The organism is Pseudomonas sp. GD03903 (genome assembly GCF_029840045.1).
Lineage (GTDB): Bacteria > Pseudomonadota > Gammaproteobacteria > Pseudomonadales > Pseudomonadaceae > Pseudomonas > Pseudomonas pseudonitroreducens.
Window position 1 is genome coordinate 76,951 of record NZ_JAOCBT010000004.1, and the last position, 22,003, is coordinate 98,953.

Below are 22,003 nucleotides of genomic sequence, written 5' to 3' on the forward strand. Positions count from 1 at the left end.
AACGCGTTATCCGCCATTCCCTTTACGCCCGCGCCCGCCACCAGGACTGCGCGGCGAGGCCATCCTGGATTTTCTGCTCCTGCTGCGCAAGTTGCGCCTGCCACTGGCCGATCCTGGTTTCGATCACCTGAGCCAGCACTTTCTCACTGCGCATGGCCGCCAGCAGTTCGCCCTGGATACGCGCGAGGGCCTGCTCGGCGACTTCCAGCTCGCGGCGCTGCAATTGCAGCATCTTGTGCAGGGTGGCCTTGTACTGCTGCTGGTTGTGCCGCTGCAGCGGTGTGCTGGTGGCCACGCTGAAGCCGCACAGGCGGTCGAGCCCGGTGATGTTGTTGCGGTAGCGCTGGCAGAGGTTCTGCTGGTAGTTGACCCGCCCGAGCAACTCGCGGACCTTGCCGCCGCGCACGTCGGCCAGGCGTCCGAGCATATCGATCTGCGCCTTCATCAGCGGCCACCGACGATGCTTTGCAGGGTCGCGACGCTGTTGCCGAGCTCGGCGCCATCGGCGGTTTCCTGGCGCAGGTAGCGCTCCAGCATCGGCGCCAGCTGCACCGCGCGGTCGGTCTTCACGTCCATGCCCGGCGTGTAGCCGCCCAGCGGGATCAGCTCCTTGATGCGCTCATAGGTGCCGCTGAATTCCTTGAACTGGCGCGCCGCGGAGAGGTGCAGCGGATCGGCCACCTGGCTCATGCAGCGACTCACCGAAGCGCCGATATCGATGGCCGGGTAATGCCCGACATCCGCCAGCCGGCGCGACAGCACGATATGCCCGTCGAGGATGGCGCGGGCACAGTCGACGATCGGGTCCTGGTGATCGTCGCCTTCGGCCAGCACGGTGTAGATGGCGCTCAGGCTACCCGTCTCGCCCTCGCCATTGCCGGCGCTTTCCACCAACTCCGGGAGCATGCCGAACACCGATGGCGGGTAACCCTTGGTGGCCGGCGGCTCGCCCAGGGCCAGGGCGATCTCGCGCTGGGCCATGGCATAGCGGGTCAGCGAATCCACCAGCAGCAGCACGTCCTTGCCCTGGTCACGGAAGTAGGCGGCGATGCTGTGGCACAGCTCGGTGGCCTTAAGCCGCATCAGCGGCGACTCGTTGGCCGGTGCGACCACCACCACGGCCTTCTGCAGGCCTTCCGGGCCGAGGGAATGCAGGATGAATTCCTGCACCTCGCGGCCGCGCTCGCCGATCAACCCGACCACCACCACGTCGGCCTTGGTCTGCCGGGTGATCATCCCCAGCAGCACGCTCTTGCCCACCCCGCTGCCGGCGAACAGGCCGACGCGCTGGCCCTTGCCCAGGGTCAACAGGCCATTGATGGCGCGCACGCCGACGTCCAGCGGCTCGGATACCGGGCGCCGGCGCAGCGGGTTCACCTGCGGCAGCTCGGTAGGCAACGGGTGGCGGCCGGCAAGCTTGCCGAGGCCGTCCAGGGGTTCGCCGAGGCCGTTGACCACGCGCCCCAGCCAGGAATGATCGATATGCAGCACGGCTTCGTCCGGCGCCGGGAAGACCCGTGAGCCGGAGGTCAGGCCGACGGGCTTCTTGAAGGGCATGAGGTAGGTGATGTCTCGGTTGAAGCCGACCACCTGCGCCTCCAGGCGCTCGCCGTCGGCGACTTCCACGTAGCAACGCTGGCCGGTCATGCGGCGGCAGCCGAGGCTTTCCAGCAGCAGGCCCGAGACCCGCACCAGGCGACCGCTGACCCGCGCCAGCTGGACCGAGTCCAGCGAACGCAGCGCTTCTTCGAGCTTGAAGCCGTCGCCCAGGGCCATCTTCAGTCTTCGTCCTGCAGGTGCGCACTCAGCGTTTCCATGCAACTGTCCAGGCGCTGCTGGCAGCCGATGTCGGCTTCCGCCTGGGCGGTGACGACACGGCATTCGCCCAGCGCCAGGCGCTCGTCCGGCACCAGGCGCCACTTCGCGGCGCGCTCGGGGTTCAGCTCGCGGATGCGCGCGCATTCTTCCGGGTTGAGCAGGATCTGCACCTCGCCCTGCTCGCCCGGCATGGCGGCCAGCGCTTCTTCCGCGAGCGTCAGCAGTTGCGTGGGGTTGAGCGTGAGCTCGACGCGGATGACCTGCTTCGCCACCTTCTGCACCAGCTCCAGCAACTCTTTCTGGCGGCTGCGCTGGAAGGCCTGGTGATAGTCAGCGAAGGCATCGACGGCAGCCTGCAAAGGCGCACTGGCCTGCTCGAATACCTGGCGGCCAGCAGCGCGGCCTTCCTCGCGGCCCTTGCGCAGGCCGTCCTGGCGCCCAGCTTCGAACCCTTCGCGCAGGCCGGCTTCGCGGCCTTCGCCGACGCCGTCCTGGTAACCCTTCTCCAGGCCTTCCTGGAAGCCGTCGGAGATGGCGCGCTGGCGCGCGGCCGGGTCGCTGTCCCAGCCGTGATTGTCGGCGCTGGCGGTGGCGCAGCGCGGCGGGAAGCGGTAGGGGCGCCAGGCGCGGCTGTCGGCCTTGATGACTTTGATCGCCATGCGCAGTTACTCCACCGTCTGCTCGCGGAACAATTGCACCTGCAGGTCGCCCTCGGCGGCCAGCTCGCGCACCACGCCCATGATTTCCTTGCGCACCTGCTCCACGCGGCTCAGCGGCACCGGGCCCTGGCGGCGGTTGATCGACTCCATCTGCTGCGCCTGGCGCTTCGGCATGGCGCCCTGGATGGCGCGCACCAGTTCGGGCTCGGCGCCCTTGAGGGCGACCACCCACTCGTCCAGCGGGATCACTTCCAGCAGGGTCTGCAGCACTTCCTGGTTCTGCCGCGAGAGGATGAAGAAGTCGTACATCTCGTCTTCGATCCTGCCGACCAGGCTGTCGTTGTGGGCGCGCAGCAGCTCGAACATCTGGTTACGGTCGCCCTTGAAGCGGTTCATGATGTCCGCCGCCTGCTTCACCCCGCGCACCTGCGAGCCCTGGGTGGAGAGCACGCGCAGGCTGCGGTCGATCAGTTGCTCCAGCTCGGCGATGACATCGCTGTTCACTTCACTGAGGTTGGCGATGCGGAACAGCAGCTCGTCCTGGCGCTCGGGCGGCATGGCCTCGAGCACGTCGGTAGCCATGCCCGGCGGCAGGAAGGCGAGGAACACCGCCTGCATCTGCGCGTGTTCCTTGGCGATCAGCGCGGCGAACTGCTTGGGATCGATCCACTCCATGCGCGCCATCTTGGCGCGGATTTCCTCGCCATAGATGCTGTCCAGCAGGTTGCGCGTGATGTCGCTGCCCAGCGCCTTGCCGAGCATGCCGGCGAGGTAGGAACGCGAGGCGCCCTTGATGCTCGATTGCAGCTTGTAGTCGTCGAAGAAGCGCCCGATGACGTCGGACACGGTGTTCTGCTTGACGTTGGACAGCCGCGCCATCGCCTGGCTGATGCTGACGATCTCCTCGCGGCTGAAGTTGCGCAGGATGCCCGCGGAGGCCTCGTCACCCATGCTCAGCATGAGGATCGCCGCCTGTTCCAGGGAGCTCACGGCGCGCAACTGCGGGCCGCGCTTTTTCGTTTCTTCAGGCAGGCTCGTGTCGGTCATTGCGGCCAATCCAGTGCTTGATCACTTCCGAAACCCGTTCCGGGTCGTTCTTCGCCAGCATCTGCAGATGCTCGATCTGGTGCTCCAGGCCCGAGCCCGGCGCCGGCAGACGGATCTCCGAGAGCGGGTTCAGCTCGCCGAGCACGTTGAGCCCGCCGACGCTTTCATTGGAGAGCGCCAGGCGCCGTTCGGCGTCCAGGGCCAGGGGATACTCGTGGCTCCCTTCAGGCAGCGCGGCAGTCGCCAGCGGCTGGCTGCGCTGGGTCAGGCTGCGCACTGCCGGGCGCACGCCGAACAGCAGGAACAGCAGGGCGATCAGGCCGAGCACGGTGTAGCGCACCAGCGCTTGCAGGGCGCTGCTTTCCCACCAGCTGGCGCCCGCCTCTTCCACCGGCACGGCGGCGAAGGGGAACACGCTGACGGTGATCAGGTCGCCGCGCTGGGCGTTGAAGCCCACCGCGCTCTTGACCATGGCTTCCAGGTCGGCGCGGGCCTTGTCGGTCCAGCCGCCTTCGGGGGCGGTGGCGGCGTTGATCACCACGGCGACGCTCTGCTGGCGCAGGGCGAAGGCCGGGTACTTGATGTGGGTGACGCGCTGGTCGAAGTCGTTCTGCCGGGTGGTCTCGTTGCGGGTCGAGGTCGCGGCCTTGTTGTCGGTCGCGGCGACCTTGCCGTTGCCCGGCGGGTTGGCGCCCTGGGCGACATTCTGTCCCTGCTGCGGTGGCGGCGGCTCCGGCGGGCGGTTGCTCAGCGAGCCGGGCACGCCAAGGGCGAGCTGGTCCAGGGTGCTCTCGTTGCGCAGCGACTCACTGCGCAGGCGCGGCGCTTCGCCGTAGGCCTGCTGGGTCTCTTCCTTCTGGCTGAAGTCGATGTCGGCGGACACGCTGATGCGGTAGTTGCCCAGGCCCAGCACCGGCGCCAGCACTTCCTCGACATTGCCCACGGCCTTGCGCTGATACTCGTCGACCGCCTGCCAGTTCTGTGACGGGCCGCCAGCACCGCTGATCCCGCGCGAGAGCAGCACACCGTTCTGGTCCACCACGCTGACGTCTTCGGCTTTGAGCTGCGGCACGCTGCCTGCCACCAGGTTGACGATGGCGCCGACCTGCTCGGGGCTCAGCCGCTGACCGGGCGCCAGTTGCAGCAGCACCGAGGCCTTGGCCGGATCGCGACGGCCGACGACGAAGGAATTGCTGTCCTCGCGGGCGACGTGCACACGCGCCTGCTCGATGCCCTTCAGGCCCATGATGGTGCGCGCCAGTTCGCCCTCCAGGCTGCGCTTGAGGCGCACGTCCTGGAGGAAGTGGCTGGTGCCCAGCGGCTCGTCCTTGTCGAACAGCTCGTAGCCGGCCGGCATCGATACCTTCACGCCCTTGGCCGCCAGCAGCATGCGCGCGCGCGCCAGGTCTTCCTCGCGCACCAGCACCTGGCCGCTCTGCGGATGCAGGCGATAGTCGAAGGCTTCGGCGTCCAGCACCTGCATCACGTCGGCGGCCGGGTAGGCCTCGCCGGCGCCGTACAGCGGGCGATAGGCACCCTGGTCGCGCCACAGGTAGAACACCACGGCGGCGGCCAGCAGCGCGGCGCCCAGGGCGATAGCGAGCAGCCCCAGGCGCGGGTCGAGCTTGAGTTTGTCGAGCGCCAGGCGCCCTTTCAGATTCTGCAGCACTGTCAGTCCTTACAGCGGCATGCGGATGATGTCGTCGAAGGCGCCGGTGAGCTTGTTGCGCACCTGCAGCAGCGCGGAAAACGACACGCTGGCCTTCTGGCTCTGGATCATGGCGCCGACCAGGTCGTCGCTCTGGCCGCTGTCCACCGCGGCCATGGCGGCGCTGGACTTGTGCTGCTCGGCATCCACCGAGCGCAGCGCCTGCTCGAAGCTGGCACCGATGCCCTGCGCCGGCGCATTGCCGCCGAGCTGCGCGGCGGGCCGCACGGTCGGGCCGCTGGCCAGGTCGGCGTAACGGTTCATCCGGTCCAGCATGTCCTGCTGCACCTGCATGATCGAACTCATGGAAGGTCTCCCCCGGAAGACGAAATCAGAACTGCACCTGCACGCCCTGCTCACGCATCGCGTTGAGCCGGTAGCGCAGCGCGCGGGTGGTCATGCCCAGGCTCTCGGCGGCCTTGGTCTTGTGCCCGCCGAAGCGGCGGATGGTGTCGATCACATGCTGGTATTCGGCGAGCTTGCCGCTGGCGCGCAGTGCGGCGCGGCCGCCTTCGGCCGCCAGCGGGATCACCGCGGCGACAGTCGCCAGCGCAGCCTGCGGCGCGGCCAGGCCGAGGTCGCGGGGCTGGATGAACAGGCCGTTGCGCAGCACCAGGGCGCGTTGCAGGGTGTTTTCCAGCTCGCGCACATTGCCCGGCCAGTCGTGCTGCAGCAGCGCGCGGCCGGCGGCCTCGGTAAGCAGGTCATGCTCGGCGTCCTGCGGGGCGTACTGGCGGATGAAACGCCGCGCCAGCGGCAGCACGTCTTCCTTGCGCTCGCGCAGGGGGGCGATGTGCAGCGGCAGCACGTCGAGGCGGAACATCAGGTCGGCGCGGAAGCGCCCTTCGCCGACTTCGGCCTGCAGGTCGCGGTTGGTGGCGGCGATCACGCGCACGTCGAGCTCGATCTCGCGGCGCCCGCCGAGGCGCTCCACACGCTGCTCCTGCAGAACGCGGAGCAACTTGGCCTGCAGGGCCAGCGGCAGCTCGCCGATTTCGTCGAGCAGCAGGGTGCCGCCGTTGGCCAGCTCGAACTTGCCCGGCTGGGCCGTCACCGCGCCGGTGAAGGCACCGCGTTCGTGGCCGAAGAGGATGGATTCGAGCATCGCCTCGGGGATCGCCGCGCAGTTCACCGCGACAAACGGCGCGTCCGGGCTGGCGATGCCGTGGATGTAGCGGGCCAGCAGTTCCTTGCCGGTGCCGGTCTCGCCGGTGATCAGGATCGGCGCGCGGGTCTGCGCGACACGCTGCGCCATGGCCAGCAGGCGGCGACCAGCCTGGGAGCGCGAAACGAACAGTTCCTGGGCAGCGCTGGAGGCTTCCTGGCGCCGCAGCAGTGCGGCCAACTGGCCGGCGCCGAACGGCGACAGCAGGTAGTCGACGCAACCCAGGTCAAGCAGGGTGGCGGCCTTTTCCTGCTCTTCATAGCCGACGATGGGCACCACGTCGCGCTCGCGGCCATCGCTGAGCAGCGCGCCAACCTGGGCATACAGATCAGGCGCGGGGAAGGCCCCGGCGAGGATGAACAGCAGGGCCGCGTCGCTGCGCGCACGGGCCAGTTCGGCGAAGCCGGAGAAGCGTTCGACGCGGCAGCCTTCGGCCAGCAGCGTCTGCAAAAGCAGGGCGTGAGCGGCGTCCGAGGACGGCCCGATGATCGCAACTTTTTTCTGCGCAGGCCGCTCTTCGAGCAGCGTTTCACATAATTGATCGATCGACTGGCTTAAACTGTTCACCGCAACTTTCCATTCGCTAGTGCGTTCGCAAGCCCTCCATCGTTCAACGCCAGCATCAGCCGACAACTATAATCGGCGACTGCGGAACCTGTTTCTGGATCGGCTATCTCACGGGTGGCATTGCAACAACTTCGTCATATATGAAGTCGCTGCAACCTGTAACTAACCCAGCCACCCTAACAAGTGCCAGCACTACGCCATAGCTTCCCGCCGATTAATTAAGATCAATAGACAAAAAGTTCCGTCAAAAACAGCATTTGATATCTATTGATTTAATCGGGCGACCTCAGATCGCTATCATTGCGCCACGTCAGCAGCCTGTGACGCAGCAGTCACGGGCCCCCTGACAGACAGAGCATGCCGCGAGCAACGATCAGCCGACCCCGGCGGTCACGACACTTCCCGTGTCCTTGGGCAGATGGCAGATCGAACCTGGAAGTACGACGCTGAGCATGACTGGCAAATCAAAAGTCCACCATGGCGTGCCCGCCGACAGTCTCATCCGACTGAAACCGCAGAAACTCGGCCGGCATTATCACAAGATTCCGCAGTACATCAAAGAGATCTCCGGAAAGTATCCGCGGATTATCAGCGACTATTTCCTGCGGCATTATCGAATCAATCTCGAATTGGCCAACCTGACTATTCACGAGGAACTTCCCCGTGAACTCGAGTGCCTTTTCGATTCGCCCCTGGGCAAGTTCGGTTTCGCCATGGACCGCGCCCTGCTCACCGAAGTCATCGAGTGCTATTACGGCGGCACGCTGGTCGCCAATCGCGATACGCCGCCGATCAGCAGCTCCGAGCAACGCATGCTCGAGCGCCTCGGCCTCGACGTGGTCGACCTGTTCGGCCGCGCCCTGCTGATGGGCGAATCGGTCGGCCGCCTGCAGCAGATCGACCCCACCTACGAAGAGGTGCAGTGGGAGTATGTGGCCGAGTTCAGCTACGTCAGCCACCTGACCGGCGAGCGCTCCTCGCTCTACCTCTACCTGGACAACCCGCTGGCGGACGAGCTCACCCGCCGCCTTGCCGGACCGCCACCGCCGCGCCTGACCGGCAACCCGGTGGAACACATCAAGCACCTGCCGCTGCGCCTGGACTGCGTGGTTGCCGCCGCGCGCATGCCACTCGCCCGGGTACTCGCCCTGGAGCCGGGTGATGTGCTGACGATCCGCCCGCTGGACCGCGTCGAGGTCCGCGTGAACCAGCAGAAGCTGTTCCGCGGCGCCATCTTCGAAGACGACGGCACCCTCTTCCTCTCCTCCCTGGAAAGCGTGAAAAACCCATGACTGGCTCTCTCTCCGACTCCGAGTTCGAGTCGCTGATCAACGATGGCGACCTCGACCTGACCCAGGACGCCACCGACATTCCCGCCGAGCCCGTGCGCGCTTCACTGCCGCAGCAGGACCTGAGCTTCTTCGGCAAGATTCCGGTAAACGTCACCCTCGAAGTCGCCTCGGTGGAAATCTCGCTGAAGGAGCTGATGGATGTGGACGCCAACAGCGTGATCATCCTCGACAAGCTCGCTGGCGAGCCGCTGGACGTGAAGGTCAACGGCGCGCTGTTCGCCAAGGCCGAAGTGGTGGTGATGAACGGCAACTACGGCCTGCGCGTGCTCGAACTGTGCGGCGCCAGCCTCGACGCCCTGACTGCCTGATGAAATTGCGCCGCTTCCTGACCGGCAGATTGCCAGCCACGCTTGGCCTGCTCATCGCCGTGCTGTGCCCGCTCTACGCGCAGGCAGCCGGCGGCGAGGTGACGCTGTTCAACCTGCACGACACGGCAGACGGCCAGGCCTTCAGCGTCAAGCTGCAGATTCTCATCGTCATGACGCTGCTGGGCTTCCTCCCGGCGATGCTCATGCTGATGACCTGCTTCACCCGTTTCGTCATCGTGCTGGCGATCCTCCGGCAGGCCATCGGTCTGCAGCAGAGCCCGCCGAACAACGTGCTGGTGGGCATCGCCCTGATCATGACCCTGCTGGTCATGCGCCCGGTGTGGCAGGACATCTACGCCAATACCTACCAGCCCTTCGAGGCCGACCAGATCAGCCTGGAAGATGGCCTCAGTCGTGCCAAGCAGACACTGAGCCGCTTCATGCTCGCGCAGACCAACCGCACCTCGCTGGAAACCATGGTCTCCCTGGCCGGCGAAAGCGTGCCGGAGAAACTGGAAGACCTGGACTTCTCCCTGCTGCTGCCGTCGTTCGTCCTCAGCGAGCTGAAGACCGCCTTCCAGCTCGGCTTCATGATTTTCATCCCGTTCCTGGTGATCGACCTGGTGGTGGCCAGCGTGCTGATGGCGATGGGCATGATGATGCTCTCGCCGATGATGATCTCGCTGCCGTTCAAGCTGATGATCTTTGTGCTGGTGGACGGCTGGGCCCTGATGATGGGCACGCTGACCAGCAGCGTGCAGCCCTTCTAGCGGCCTTGCGGAGAACGCCATGCTCACCCCGGAAAGCGCCGTCGATATCGTTTCTAACGCCGTGCACATCACCGCGCTGATCGTCTGCGTGCTGATCCTGCCGAGCCTGCTCGGCGGCCTGCTGGTGAGCATTTTCCAGGCCGCCACGCAGATCAACGAGCAGATGCTCAGCTTCCTGCCGCGCCTGCTGATCACCCTGGGGATGCTGGTGTTCGCCGGGCACTGGATCCTGCGCACGCTCTCGGAGCTGTTCATCCAGTCGTTCCACCAGGCAGGCCGCCTGGTCGGCTGATGCCATGCAGCCAGGCGCATCCTTCCTGCAGGCCTTCGACTACCTGCAAACGCTGCAGGCCTGGTGGTGGCCCTTCTGCCGGATCATGGCGGTGTTCGCCCTGGCGCCGATCTTCAGCCACAAGGCGATCCCCATGCGCCTGCGCATACTTCTCGGCCTGGCCCTGACCGTCGCCCTCGGCGCCGCGCTGCCACGGCCGCCGGCTATCGACCCGCTGTCCGCCCAGGGTCTGCTGGTAGCGCTGGAGCAGATCGTCTTCGGCCTGATGCTGGGCCTCTCGCTGATGCTGGTGTTCACCGTGTTCACCCTGGTCGGCGACGTGATTTCCACCCAGCTCGGCCTGAGCATGGCGGTGTACAACGACCCCATGAACGGCGTGTCGTCGTCCTCGATCCTCTACCAGCTGTACTTCATCCTGCTGGTGTTCCTGTTCCTCTCCATCGACGGCCACCTGCTGGTGGTGAGCATCCTCTACCAGAGTTTCATCTATTGGCCGGTGGGCAGCGGCCTGCACTACCTGGGGCTGGAGTCGGTAGTGGGCAGCCTGGCCTGGGTATTCGCCGCCGCGGTGCTGATCACCCTGCCGGTGGTGTTCTGCATGACCCTGGTGCAGTTCTGCTTCGGCCTGCTGAACCGCATCTCGCCGGCGCTCAACCTGTTCTCCCTGGGCTTCCCCATGGCGGTGCTGGCCGGCCTGGTATGCATCTGGCTGACCCTGCCGGATATCCCCGAGAACTACCTCAAGCTCACCCGCCAGCTGCTCGATGCCATCGGCGTGATCTTCCGCGAGGGGCGCCATGGCTGAGCAGCACAGCGCCCAGGAAAAAACCGAAGAGGCCTCCCAGCAGAAACTCAAGAAGAGCCGCGAGGATGGCCAGGTCAGCCGCTCCAAGGACCTCTCCACCACGCTCTCGCTGCTGGCCACGCTGGTCGCCCTGAAGTTCTGCGTGGAGCACTTCTACGAAGGACTGAAGCAGGGCTTCGCGCTGTCGTTCATCGATTTCAGGAACAGCGAGATCGGCCTCGACGACCTGCCGCTGGTGCTCGGCCATCACCTGGTGCTGTTCATCACCACGCTGCTGCCGCTGCTGGTCACGCCATTGCTGGTGGTGCTGTTCTCGATGATCCCCGGCGGCTGGATCTTCTCCAGCAAGAACTTCATGCCCAAGCTGTCCAAGCTCAACCCCATCACCGGGCTCGGACGCATCTTCTCGCTGCAGAACTGGACCGAGCTGGCCAAGTCGCTGCTGAAGATCGCCGTGCTGATCGTCGTCGCCGTCTACCAGCTGCACGGCGCCCTGCCCGGCCTGCTGGCGCTGCAGCGCAGCAACGTACACAGCGCCATCGCCGCAGCGTTCAGCACCTTCTACGACATCACTGTCTCGCTACTGGTGGTGTTCATCCTGTTTTCGGTCATCGACATCCCGATCCAGTACTTCTTCTTCAAGAAGAAGCTGCGCATGACCAAGCAGGAGCGCAAGGAAGAGCACAAGAACCAGGAAGGCCGCCCGGAGGTGAAGGCGCGCATCCGCCAGTTGCAGCGCCAGCTGGTGCACCGGCAGATCAGCAAGACGATCAAGACCGCCGACGTGGTGATCGTCAACCCGGTGCACTTCGCCGTGGCGCTGCGCTATGACCCGAAGAAGGCCCAGGCGCCCTACGTGGTCGCCAAGGGCCTGGACGAGACCGCGCTGTACATCCGCAAGATGGCCAGGGCCCATGACCTGGAAGTGCTCGAACTGCCGCCGCTGGCCCGTGCGATCTACGCCACCACCCAGGTGAACCAGCAGATTCCGGCACAGCTGTACAAGGCCGTCGCCCACGTCCTGACCTACATCCTCCAGCTCAAGGCCTGGCGCTCCGGGCGCCGTGAACGACCGGAGCTGATCCAGAACGTCCCCATTCCCGAAGAATTGCTGAACAGAGTCTGACCATGCGCCTACTGCAGTCACTATTGCCGACGTTCCAGAGCGGCCGCATCGGCATCCCGCTGATCATCCTGTCGATCCTCTCGATGATCATCCTGCCGCTGCCGCCGCTGGTGCTGGACGCCCTGTTCACCTTCAACATCGTCGTGGCGATCCTGGTGCTGCTGGTCAGCGTGTCGTCGAAGAGCCCGCTGGACTTCTCGCTGCTGCCCACGGTGATCCTGGTCACCACCCTGCTGCGCCTGACCCTGAACGTCGCCTCCACCCGCGTGGTGCTGCTCGACGGCCACACCGGCACGGGCGCGGCGGGCAAGGTGATCGAAGCCTTCGGCCACGTGGTGATCGGCGGCAACTTCATCGTCGGCCTGATCGTCTTCGTGATCCTGATGATCATCAACTTCATGGTCATCACCAAGGGCGGCGAACGCATCTCCGAGGTCACCGCGCGCTTCACCCTGGACGCCCTGCCCGGCAAGCAGATGGCCATCGACGCCGACCTCAACGCCGGCCTGATCGAGCAGAGCGAAGCCAAGCGGCGGCGCTCGGAAGTGGCCAAGGAAGCCGACTTCTACGGCGCCATGGACGGCGCCTCGAAGTTCGTCCGTGGCGATGCCATCGCCGGCATCCTGATCCTCCTGATCAACCTGTTCGGCGGCCTGGCCATCGGCGTATTCGTCTACGACCTGCCAGCGGCGCAAGCCTTCCAGCGCTATGCCCTGCTGACCATCGGCGACGGCCTGGTGGCGCAGATTCCAGCGCTGCTGCTGTCCACCGCGGCGGCGATCATCGTCACGAGGGTCAACGAGTCGGCGGAGATCACCAGCCTGGTGCGCCGGCAGATGCTGGCCTCGCCGTCGCTGCTGTACACCGTCGCCGGCATCCTCGTGGTACTTGGTCTGGTCCCGGGCATGCCGCACACCGCCTTCTTCGCCTTCGCCGCACTGGTGGCGTTCATCGCCTGGCGCCTGTCGCTGGCCGGCCCGCCGATCGAGGCGCAGACGCTGGAGCAGACCCAGGCCCTGACGCACGCAATGGACCAGGAAAAGGCGCAGCAGCTGGCCTGGGAAGACATCCCGCTGGTGGAGCGGCTGTCGATCTCGCTGGGCTACAAGCTGGTCAGCCTGGTCAACGAGGCCAGCGGCGCGCCGCTTCCACAGCGGATTCGCGGGGTGCGCCAGACGCTCTCGGAGAGCCTCGGCTTCCTCCTGCCGGAAGTGCAGATCCGCGACAGCCTGCGCCTGAAGGCCTCGCAGTACGCCATCCACATCAACGGCGAGCGCATCGACGGCGCGGAAATCCACGCCGACCGGCTGATGGCGATTCCCTCGCCGGAGCTCTACGGCGAGATCGACGGCATCCTCGGCGTCGACCCGGCGTACCGCATGCAGGTGGTGTGGATCCTGCCGGCCGACAAATCCCGCGCGCTGAACCTCGGCTACCAGGTGATCGACTGCGCCAGCGTGGTCGCCACGCACCTGAACAAGGTGGTGCGCGAGCACCTGCCGGACATCTTCAAGCACGACGACGTCGAACACCTGATGCAGCGCCTGACCCTGCAGGCGCCCAAGCTCGCCGAATCGCTGAAGGCGCAGCTGACCTACTCGCAGCAGCACCGGGTGTTCCGCCAGCTGCTGCAGGAAGAAGTGCCGCTTAAGGACATCGTCACCATCGCCAGCGCCCTGCTCGAAGGCAGCGAGACCACCAAGGACCCGGTGCTGCTGGCCTCCGACGTGCGCTATGCGCTGCGCCGCAGCATCGTTTCCTCGATCGCCGGCGAGCGCCCGGAGCTGAGCGTATTCGTCCTGGAGAATGCCCTGGAAAACACCCTGCTCGGCGCCCTGAGCATCGCCCAGCAGGCCGGCCCGGTGAGCCTGGACAACATCCCGGTGGAGCCCAGCCTGCTCAACCAGCTGCAGCACAGCATGCCGGTGGTGAAGGAGAAACTGCGCAAGGAAGGCCACCCGCCGATCCTCACCGTGATGCCGCAACTGCGCCCGCTGCTGGCGCGTTATGCGCGGGTGTTCAGCCCGGGGCTGCACGTGCTGTCGCAGAACGAGATTCCGGAGCGGGTGGGGGTGCAGATCGTCGGGACGCTGGGGTGATGGAGCTGGCGGAGCGGGTGCCATTCTGAGCGTTCGGCGCGGGGTTTCCCCCTCACCCTAACCCTCTCCCAATGGGAGAGGGGACTGTCTGGTGCAGGCGGATATTCCCGTGCTTGCCGGCGAGCTTCGACACAACCACAAAACGCCGAACGGCCCCCTCTCCCTCTGAGCGGGGCGCGCAGCCAGGGCTGGGGTGAGGGCCCGCCCGAGCACCGGACTACCCCATCACGACAACCGCGCCCGCCCCAACAGGCTGCGGTTGAAACTCACCGACATCGTAGTCACCAGCTCGGTAAACGCCGCACTCGGGCGGTCGAGCTTGAAGCCCTGCTCGAATCGCGCATTCTTGGCGTCCTTCTTCGACCACTGGCAGATCGCCGTGATATCCACCGAACGGGTGTGGTCCTCGCGTACCGGTATTTCCAGGCGCATGTCGTAGCAGCTGCCCGGCGCCAGCGGCTCTTCCGTCACCAGCCGCAGGCCACCCATCGAGACGTCCAGGACCACACCCATGGGGTCGCCGCTCAGGCGGTTGGTCACGTTGATCTGGCCGATGTGGCGGAAGGTCAATCGACGGTGCTTGCGCATGGGGGCCTCTTGTAGGGAGCGGGCTCTGGGACAGGCGTTTCAGCAGCGAAACGCGCGCGCATCCTAGCAGCGGCAGCCGCTCAAACGAACTCAAAAGCTATCAACTGGCCAGTATTTATGGCGAAACCTTTGCACCTTCCATCGCCACGCGCGCCGCTGCATTGATGCAACGGATATTCTGCAAACAACGCTGCATGATTGCCCGCAGTGCTGCGATTTTGCACACACCCTTCCGCGCCACCCCACGGCGCACGGGCGTTTCAGCCTGGCATGCAACATGCCTTGAGTCTTCTTGCGCGCCGCCAGGCGGCCGCATCGCCGTGTTGGGAATTTGCATCTGGAGAGGGAAATGGACCCGCTAAAACTGCTGCTGGACAGAGGCCTGCTGCTGTCCGACAGCCTGACGTCTCAGGGACGCTTCATCGAAGTCTCCGCCGAGCAGACCGACCAGCTCGGCTACCCGCCGGGTTCGCTGGATGGCCAGGGCGCCGAGCTGATCTACACCGCCGACTCGCTGAACGCCCTGATGCAGCTGTTCGCCAGCCCGCCGGCGGACGAGCGTGTGCAGGACCTGGAACTGACCCTGATCCGCCACAACGGCGGCCTGTTGCCGGTGCTCGCCAGCGGCGTGCTGCAATGGCGCGACGGCGAGCCGGCGCGCCTGCACCTGGTGAAGATGCCGCTGGGGCCGGTCAGCCGTCGCCTGGGCGAGCTGCAGAGCGCCAACGAGGTGATGAGCCAGATGCTCTTCAGCGCGCGGGTGGCCTACTGGTGCATCGAGTTCGCCGAGTCGGTGGATGTGCGCGAGACGCCCGACGAGATCGTCCGCCAGGTGTTCGAGAACCGCTCCTACTGGCGCATGTGCAACCGCGCCATGGCCAACATCTACGAGATGCCCGCCGACGTCGATTTCAGCGAACAGCCGGTGCGCCTGTACTGGCCGCGCAGCCCGGCCAACGAAGAGTTCGTGCGGCGCCTGATCGAGGCGGAATTCCACGTCGATGGCGCGCTGTCGGTGGACCGTCGCCACGACGGCTCGCCGGCCTATGTCGAGAACGACGTGCGCGCCAGCATCCACAACGGCCGCCTGCTGCGCATGTGGGGCAGCCTGCGCGACGTCAGCCAGGAGCTGCGCATGCAGCACGACGCCGAGCAGCGCATCGAAGCGCTGCGCCGGGTGTTCGACGCAGTGCCCGACGCGGTGCTGGTGATCGACGAGGCGGCCCAGCCGCAATGGCGCAACGCAGCCTTCGAGCAGACCTTCGGCATCACCCGCGCCGCCGGCCTGGCCTCGACGCTGAACCGCATGCCGCTGCCCGAGCGCACCTGGCAGGTGCTCGACCTGCCGGACCAGTTCGGCAACTACCAGTCGTTCAACAGCCACTGCTCGCGCATCCTCATCCGCGAGGGCGTGGCCTGGCGCGTCTTCGTGCTGCGCTTGGCGAACAAGGCGACGGAGCTGCATCCATGAGCAAAGAAGCATGAGCGAAGAAGGTTTCTTCGCGCCGCTGCGCATGGGTATGCGCTCGTCGGTCAGCGCGTCCGGGGAGATGCTTTCCGCGCTGCTGGAGACACCGGCCCTGCACGCCCTGCTGGACAGTTTCAGCGAGGCGCTGATCGTCTGCGACGGCGACTCGCGGGTGCGTTTCATCAATCTCGCGGCGGAACGGGTCAACCGCGTCACCCGCGTCGATGTGCTGGGCCTGCCGGACGTGGACTTCTTCCAGCGTTCGGCACTGCAGTTCGACGACTTCCAGCAGGCCCTGCGCCGCGGCGGCAAGAGCGCGCTGACCCGCTCCCGCGATGGCCGGGTGTTCCTCACCCGCGCCCAGGCGGTGCCCACCGGCGCCTATGAGAAGCCCTACAGCCTGCTGATCCAGCGTGAATACGAACCGGGCACCGCCGGCAGTCTGCGCAGCCCCTCCGGGCGCGCCTCGACCACCGACCTGCAAGGCCTGGGCGACCCGCAGGACAACGCGCTGCACATGTCGCCGCTGCTCTCCTCCATCGCCGACATGGGCGTACGCGCCTTCCGCCGCCGCGCGCGCCTGTTGCTGCTTGGCGAGCCCGGCGTGGGCAAGACCGCCATCGCCCGGCACATCCACCGCGCCGCCGGCTGGGGCGACCGGCCGTTCATCGACGTGAACTGCGCGAGCATCCCCGAGACGCTGTTCGAGTCGGAGATGTTCGGCTACGAGCGCGGCGCCTTTACCGGCGCATTGCAGTCGGGCAAGCGCGGCTACATCGAGAGCGCCTCGGGCGGCACGCTGTTCCTCGACGAGATCGGCGAGATCCCGCTGCAGGTACAGGCCAAGCTGCTCAAGTTCCTCGAGGACGGCACCATCCAGCCAGTGGGTTCGCCGTTGTCCAAACAGGTCCAGGTGCAGGTGATCGCCGCCACCAACAAGGACCTGCGCGCCCAGGTGGCGGCCGGCGAATTCCGCGCAGACCTCTACTACCGCCTGGCCGTGCTGCCAGTGGAAATCCCGCCGCTGCGCGCCCACCGTGATGACCTGCCGGTGCTGATGGATATCCTCCTGGCGCGGATCAACCGCGACCGCCAGCCGCCGCTGCGGTTGTCCTCGGCATGCCGCGAACGCCTGCTGGGCTATGACTACCCCGGCAACATCCGGGAGCTGGTGAACATCTTCGAACGCCTGGCCGTACTCGCCGACGACGTGGCGGAAGAGCTGCACCTGCCGCCGGAGCTGCTCGGCGCGCCGCCGGCCGGCAGCCCCGTCGCGCTCGCCGAACCGGCTGCGGCCATCGACGACCAGCCGCTCAAGGCCCAGGTTCAGCGCTACGAGCGCCAGGTGATCCTGCGCGCGGTGCGCCTGTGCGGCAGCAAGCGCAAGGCAGCGATCCACCTGGGGATCGACGTCGGCACGCTGATCCGCAAGTTGCAGCGCGACGATTGACCGTTCTCCGCGCCACACCGCGATTCCCGACATGCGTAGGAGCGGACTCCGTCCGCGATATGCAACAGGCCGGCTCCGAGCAGCCGGCAATCGATCGCGGACAAAGTCCGCTCCTACCCAAAACCCACCCCACGACGCGGAGCTGATTGGTCACGCACGCTCGGTACATCCGGCAGAAATCCCCCTGCGACAATCCACCGCTGCAAGCCTGCCTACAGGCGTTGTCATTTCTGCTTACACCCGTGCTTTCCGATTCTAACTTTTACCTTAAATTTCAATCACTTAACTATTTGACACAGCCTGTGCTCTGTGTATCTCCGACCCGTGACCGTGCGCGGGTCCTCGAATCGCGCTGGCGCCTCTCGACGAGAGAGCCGGCAGTTCTGGAGGCACAAGAATAATGCTCATCACAGGTATCAAGAGCCGGCCGGTCTACGACCAGTTGCGCCCGCTCGCCGGCGGCAACCACCACATCATCGCCGGCCAGGGCAGCGGCGGCAGCGCCATGCTCCGTCTGCTCACCGAAATGCCGCGCTGCGCGCCGATCCGCGTGCTGTATTCCAGCGAATCCTTCTCTGGCCAGGATCACCTCGCCGCACTGCGCGACATCACTGACGTGGAGCTTTCGATCTACCCGAGCAACCGCGCGCTGGTCGATGACCTGCACGCCCTGCTGGGCCAGTCGCGCATGGGTACCCGCCTGTACCTGGCCGGTTCGGAGAGCTTCATCGGCACCGCCATGCAGGCCGCCGACGCAATCAACCTGAACAAGGACGAAGTGCTGCGCGAGCACGCCGGCTCCTTCGTCCGTCGCGTCTGGTGCGTGCACTGCGACGGCTACACCGAGAACGTCACCCAGCGTGTCTTCGATTGCCCGCACTGCGCCCGCACCCTGGTGGTCCGCGACCACTACTCCCGCCGCCTCGCCGCCTTCCAGGCGGTGAAGGCCGACGCCGAAGTCCCCGGCGAGCTGCCGGAAGCCGAGGAGCTCGACACATGAGCCAGTCCAACGGAACCCTGAATGTCCGCGTCACCCGCATCGAGCAGGTGACCCCGGAGATCAAGCGCTTCACCCTGGCTTCCACCGACGGCGCGCACCTGACGCCGTTCTCCGGCGGCAGCAACGTCGTGGTGCTGATGCCCCACGCCAGCGGCACCTACCGCAACGCCTACTCGCTGATAAGTTCGCCCTACGACGCCAGCGCCTACCAGATCGCCGTGCGCCGCGTGGAGGAAGGCCGTGGCGGTTCGAAGCACATGCATGACGTGGTGAAGGAAGGCGACGAGCTGGAAATCCTTCGCCCGGTGAACCTGTTCCCGCTGAGCAAGCATGCGCGCCTGCACCTGTTCATCGCCGGCGGCGTGGGCATCACCCCGGTGTGCTCGCAACTGGCCGAGCTGCGCCTGCGCGGCACGCCCTTCGAAGTGCATCTGGCCGTGCGCGGCGATGCCCATGCGCGCCTGGGTGAAGAACTGCTGCAGGAATACGGCGACGCGGTGCGCCTGTACCGCGACGAGCGTGGCGAGCGCCTGGATATTTCCGCCGTGCTGGCCGACCGCCCGCTGGGCAGCGACGTCTACGTCTGCGGCCCCGAGGGCATGATCCAGGCGACCATCGACGCCGCCCACGCCCACGGCTGGACCGACAGCCACATCCACTACGAGCGCTTCCTCGAACAGGGCAGCGTCGGCGAGGCGTTCCAGGTCACCCTGGCGCGCAGCGGCGCGAGCATCCAAGTGTCGCCCGACCAGAGCCTGCTGGAGGCCGCCGAGGCCGCCGGCCACGACATCCCGTACCTGTGCCGCGGCGGCGCCTGCGGCATGTGCGAGACCAACGTCCTCGAACTGGATGGCGAAATCCTCCACACCGACGACTGGCTGTCCGACGAGGACAAGGCCGCCAACAAGAAAATCATGCCCTGCGTGTCGCGTGCCAAGTGCTCGCGGCTGGTCATCGACTGCTGAGCCGGAGAACGACCATGACCATCCAATTCCGCCCCGACGAAACCTACCGCGACGACTACACCTACGCCAACAGCCAGGCCTGCATCGACCGCGCGCCCTGGCCCTTCCCGGACGACGAGTACATGTACTCGATGAACCTGGAGCCGCACGTCTCGGTGGGCAACGACGCCTTCCGCGCGGTGTTCGACATCGACGAGCACTACATCAGCGAATGCCGCGACCGGGCGATCACCCTGGAGAAGGACCCGGGCATGCACTACGTCTCCGCGCCGCACATGATGGAGGCGCAGTGGGACCTGCTCGAGCTGATCATGGAGGCCTACGCCAAGGACTACCCGGAGTACTTCTCCCTGGAGAAGGACGGCACCCGCTGGCACTGGACCAACAAGCTGCTGAACATCGACGACACCTTCACCTTCGGTGATCCGTCGACCCTGCCCTATGAGCCGATGGAGTACGTCACCCGCCAGGCCCAGGGCGACTGGGTATTGCAGGAAGAACGCGACGGCACCCTGTACTGGGGCGCGGGCATCGCCACCCAACGCGCCGACTACTCGCTGCGCTTCAACCTGGGCATGGCCTGGCACGAATTCCACGGCCCGGTGCCGCTGGTGAAGGAAACCGGCATGCTCGACCGCGCGCTGAAGTTCCTCCTGCGCCTGCGCAACGGCCACCCGGTGCGCCGCCTGAACTGGTCGCTGACGGTCAACCCGCGCCTGGACGTCTCCGCCGAGTCCCTGCCCGAGTGGGCGCCGGACCGCACCACGGTGACCGCCGAGAACGCCGGTCAGAAGGTCTACCTGCGCATCGAACTGCAACCGCTGCACCGTCTGCCGCGCAGCAACGCCATCGTGTTCCCGATCCGCACCTACCTGCTGAGCCTGGAAGACATCGCCACCAACCCGGCGTGGGCCAAGCGCATGCACCGCGTGCTCAAGTCCCTAGACCAGCAGCTCGTCGACTACAAGGGCTTCACCCGCTACCACCAGCAGGCCGTGGAGTGGCTCTCGAAGTACGACGACGGCCAGTGATCGTCGCTTCGCACACATAAAAAACCAACCCGAAAAGGGAACCGGCGGGCGTCGTGAGGCCCGCCGGACGAATGCCTTCTGCCCATCAACCCCTGAGAGGAAACAACGATGAGTGGGTCCCCTGCCAAGCGTGCCGCTGGCGTTACCGATCAAGACGCCGAGCAGCTCGCTGCCCTCGGCTACAGCTCCAACTTCGAACGCAGCATGGGCCTGTGGGAGAACTTCTCCCTGGGCTTCACCTACCTGTCGCCGGTGGTCGGCGTCTACACCCTGTTCGGCCTGTGCCTGGCCGCCGGTGGTCCGCCGATGTTCTGGACCTACCTGCTGATCGGCCTGGGCCAGTTGCTGGTGTGCCTGGTGTTCTGCGAAGTGGTCTCGCAATTCCCCATCTCCGGGGGCGTCTACCCCTGGGCCCGGCGCCTGGTGGGCAAGCGCTGGGCGTGGATGGTCGGCTGGGTGTATGCCTGGGCGCTGTGTACCTCCATCGCCGGCATCGCTGTGGGCGCCAGCCCGTACATGGCCGCCATGCTCGGCTTCGACATGCACGGCAACGCCGCCATCGGCATCGCCCTGGGGCTGATCGCGCTGTCCACCGTGCTCAACCTGTCCGGCACCAAGCTGCTCGCCCGCGTCGCCATGTTCGGCTTCATCTGCGAGCTGGGCGGCGCGCTGCTGGTGGGCGGCTACCTGCTGATCTTCGAGCGCCACAACGACTTCAGCGTGCTGTTCAACACCTTCGACATCAAGATCGACGGCAGCTACTGGCCGGCCTTCCTCGCCGCATCGCTGGCGGGGCTATTCCAGTACTACGGCTTCGAAGCCTGCGGTGACGTCGCCGAGGAGACCCCGAACCCCGGCAAGATGATCCCCAAGACCATGCGCATGACCATCTACATCGGTGGTGCGGCGGCAATGTTCGCCTGCCTGGCGCTGATCCTCTCGGTGCCGGATATCCAGCGCGTGATCAACGGCGAAGACACCGACCCGGTGACCACCATCCTCGCCAACGCCTTCGGCCCGGTGGGCTCGAAGCTGGTGATGGCGGTGGTGATGGTGTCGTTCGTGTCCTGCGTGCTGAGCCTGCAGGCCGCCGCCAGCCGCCTGCTGTTCGCCTATGCCCGCGACGAGATGATCGTCGGCAGCAAGGCCCTGTCGAAGCTCAACAGCAACCACGTGCCGGCGGTCGCGCTGATGGTGGCGGGCGTGATGCCGGCAGCGATCGTCTGCCTGGGTCTGTTCATGGCCGACGCCGTGGCCACCATCGTCGGCTTCGCCGCGATCGGCATCTACATCGCGTTCCAGCTGATCGTCGTCGCCGCGCTGATCGCCCGCGCCAAGGGCTGGGCGCCGGGTGGCCAGTTCACCCTGGGCAAATGGGGCGTGCCGGTGAACGTCGCGGCGCTGCTCTATGGCGTGGCGGCGATCACCAACATGGTCTGGCCGCGCACCCCGGACGCGCCCTGGTACATGAACTACTCGATGATCCTCACCACGGTGATCGTGCTCGGCGCCGGCCTGCTCTACATGCTGCTGGCCAAGCCCTACGACAAGGGCACGGCGCCAGCGGGCGACGCCCACCGGATTTCCCGCCGCCAACCATCCGTGCGCGCTGCGGGCGCGCTGACCGAACCGGCTTGATCGCAACGTTGACGCAATTCGGGCCATACGCCTGAGGGGCTGCGTCTGGAGCGCCACCTTTCCCCGGTGACGCTCCCCTGCGTTTGCGCAACGGACCGCCTTCTCCCGAGGGCTGGTCCGTTTTTTTATTCCCGGCGGAACGACTTT

The 22,003-nt window shown here is 66.2% G+C and carries 21 protein-coding genes; 13 read left to right on the forward strand and 8 right to left on the reverse strand.

Annotation, left to right across the window (positions count from 1 at the left end):
- Positions 1-22: 22 nt before the first annotated feature.
- Genes N5C91_RS07365 through N5C91_RS07395 form a run of 7 tightly spaced genes read right to left on the reverse strand, consistent with a single transcriptional unit; the run spans position 23 to position 6,964 of the window.
- Complete coding sequence (locus tag N5C91_RS07365) at positions 23-445, reverse strand: flagellar FliJ family protein (RefSeq protein WP_279828731.1); 423 nt, start codon at positions 443-445, stop codon at positions 23-25.
- A complete protein-coding gene (gene fliI, locus N5C91_RS07370) occupies positions 445-1,776 on the reverse strand; it encodes a flagellar protein export ATPase FliI (RefSeq protein ID WP_236172154.1) in 1,332 nt (443 codons plus the stop codon). Before fliI ends, N5C91_RS07365 begins: the two co-directional genes overlap by 1 nt.
- Before the next feature lie 2 nt (positions 1,777-1,778).
- Complete coding sequence (gene fliH, locus N5C91_RS07375; protein ID WP_236201590.1) at positions 1,779-2,477, reverse strand: flagellar assembly protein FliH; 699 nt, start codon at positions 2,475-2,477, stop codon at positions 1,779-1,781.
- A gap of 6 nt (positions 2,478-2,483) precedes the next feature.
- Positions 2,484-3,524: a FliG C-terminal domain-containing protein gene (locus N5C91_RS07380; RefSeq protein ID WP_279828733.1), complete on the reverse strand. Its 1,041-nt coding sequence runs from the start codon at positions 3,522-3,524 to the stop codon at positions 2,484-2,486.
- Positions 3,502-5,193, reverse strand: a complete 1,692-nt coding sequence (gene fliF / locus N5C91_RS07385) for a flagellar basal-body MS-ring/collar protein FliF (protein ID WP_279828736.1) — start codon at positions 5,191-5,193, stop codon at positions 3,502-3,504. The genes N5C91_RS07380 and fliF overlap by 23 nt, the downstream gene beginning before the upstream one ends.
- 9 nt (positions 5,194-5,202) lie before the next feature.
- On the reverse strand, positions 5,203-5,538 hold the full coding sequence (locus N5C91_RS07390; RefSeq protein WP_279828738.1) for a flagellar hook-basal body complex protein FliE: 336 nt from the start codon (positions 5,536-5,538) through the stop codon (positions 5,203-5,205).
- Between the two features lie 25 nt (positions 5,539-5,563).
- A complete protein-coding gene (locus N5C91_RS07395; protein WP_279828739.1) occupies positions 5,564-6,964 on the reverse strand; it encodes a sigma-54 dependent transcriptional regulator in 1,401 nt (466 codons plus the stop codon).
- Between the two features lie 452 nt (positions 6,965-7,416).
- Between N5C91_RS07395 and N5C91_RS07400 the strand changes: the two genes are divergently transcribed.
- From N5C91_RS07400 to N5C91_RS07430, 7 genes are read left to right on the forward strand one after another with little or no spacing between them, the layout of a single operon-like run.
- Positions 7,417-8,256, forward strand: a complete 840-nt coding sequence (locus N5C91_RS07400) for a flagellar motor switch protein FliM (RefSeq protein WP_279828741.1) — start codon at positions 7,417-7,419, stop codon at positions 8,254-8,256.
- Entirely contained in the window at positions 8,253-8,624 is a 372-nt protein-coding gene (locus tag N5C91_RS07405; RefSeq protein WP_236172161.1) for a FliM/FliN family flagellar motor switch protein, read from the forward strand. Before N5C91_RS07400 ends, N5C91_RS07405 begins: the two co-directional genes overlap by 4 nt.
- On the forward strand, positions 8,624-9,394 hold the full coding sequence (gene fliP, locus N5C91_RS07410) for a flagellar type III secretion system pore protein FliP (RefSeq protein WP_279828743.1): 771 nt from the start codon (positions 8,624-8,626) through the stop codon (positions 9,392-9,394). Before N5C91_RS07405 ends, fliP begins: the two co-directional genes overlap by 1 nt.
- 19 nt (positions 9,395-9,413) lie before the next feature.
- Complete coding sequence (locus N5C91_RS07415; protein WP_236172163.1) at positions 9,414-9,686, forward strand: flagellar biosynthetic protein FliQ; 273 nt, start codon at positions 9,414-9,416, stop codon at positions 9,684-9,686.
- Between the two features lie 4 nt (positions 9,687-9,690).
- The gene (gene fliR / locus N5C91_RS07420; protein ID WP_236201598.1) at positions 9,691-10,491 is read left to right on the forward strand and encodes a flagellar biosynthetic protein FliR; all 801 of its coding nucleotides are present in this window, start codon (positions 9,691-9,693) and stop codon (positions 10,489-10,491) included.
- A complete protein-coding gene (gene flhB / locus N5C91_RS07425; protein WP_279828744.1) occupies positions 10,484-11,617 on the forward strand; it encodes a flagellar biosynthesis protein FlhB in 1,134 nt (377 codons plus the stop codon). Before fliR ends, flhB begins: the two co-directional genes overlap by 8 nt.
- A 2-nt stretch (positions 11,618-11,619) precedes the next feature.
- The gene (locus tag N5C91_RS07430; protein ID WP_279828746.1) at positions 11,620-13,716 is read left to right on the forward strand and encodes a flagellar biosynthesis protein FlhA; all 2,097 of its coding nucleotides are present in this window, start codon (positions 11,620-11,622) and stop codon (positions 13,714-13,716) included.
- 225 nt (positions 13,717-13,941) lie between these two features.
- On the opposite strand, the gene N5C91_RS07435 is transcribed toward N5C91_RS07430, so the two are convergent.
- Positions 13,942-14,304, reverse strand: coding sequence for a PilZ domain-containing protein (locus tag N5C91_RS07435; protein WP_236172167.1), 363 nt, complete (start codon positions 14,302-14,304; stop codon positions 13,942-13,944).
- A 349-nt stretch (positions 14,305-14,653) separates the two neighbouring features.
- Between N5C91_RS07435 and N5C91_RS07440 the strand changes: the two genes are divergently transcribed.
- The 6 genes from N5C91_RS07440 (at position 14,654) to N5C91_RS07465 (ending at position 21,856) form a co-directional block, all read left to right on the forward strand.
- Positions 14,654-15,775, forward strand: a complete 1,122-nt coding sequence (locus N5C91_RS07440) for a PAS domain-containing protein (protein WP_236172168.1) — start codon at positions 14,654-14,656, stop codon at positions 15,773-15,775.
- A 10-nt stretch (positions 15,776-15,785) separates the two neighbouring features.
- Entirely contained in the window at positions 15,786-17,222 is a 1,437-nt protein-coding gene (locus N5C91_RS07445; protein WP_236172169.1) for a sigma 54-interacting transcriptional regulator, read from the forward strand.
- A gap of 400 nt (positions 17,223-17,622) precedes the next feature.
- Positions 17,623-18,222, forward strand: a complete 600-nt coding sequence (locus tag N5C91_RS07450) for a dimethylamine monooxygenase subunit DmmA family protein (protein ID WP_279828748.1) — start codon at positions 17,623-17,625, stop codon at positions 18,220-18,222.
- Entirely contained in the window at positions 18,219-19,187 is a 969-nt protein-coding gene (locus N5C91_RS07455) for a PDR/VanB family oxidoreductase (RefSeq protein WP_279828750.1), read from the forward strand. Before N5C91_RS07450 ends, N5C91_RS07455 begins: the two co-directional genes overlap by 4 nt.
- Positions 19,188-19,201: 14 nt before the next feature.
- Positions 19,202-20,218 (forward strand): DUF3445 domain-containing protein, encoded by a 1,017-nt coding sequence (locus N5C91_RS07460; protein WP_279828752.1) that lies wholly within the window; start codon positions 19,202-19,204, stop codon positions 20,216-20,218.
- A 108-nt stretch (positions 20,219-20,326) separates the two neighbouring features.
- On the forward strand, positions 20,327-21,856 hold the full coding sequence (locus tag N5C91_RS07465; RefSeq protein ID WP_236172172.1) for an amino acid permease: 1,530 nt from the start codon (positions 20,327-20,329) through the stop codon (positions 21,854-21,856).
- Positions 21,857-22,003: the final 147 nt, after the last annotated feature.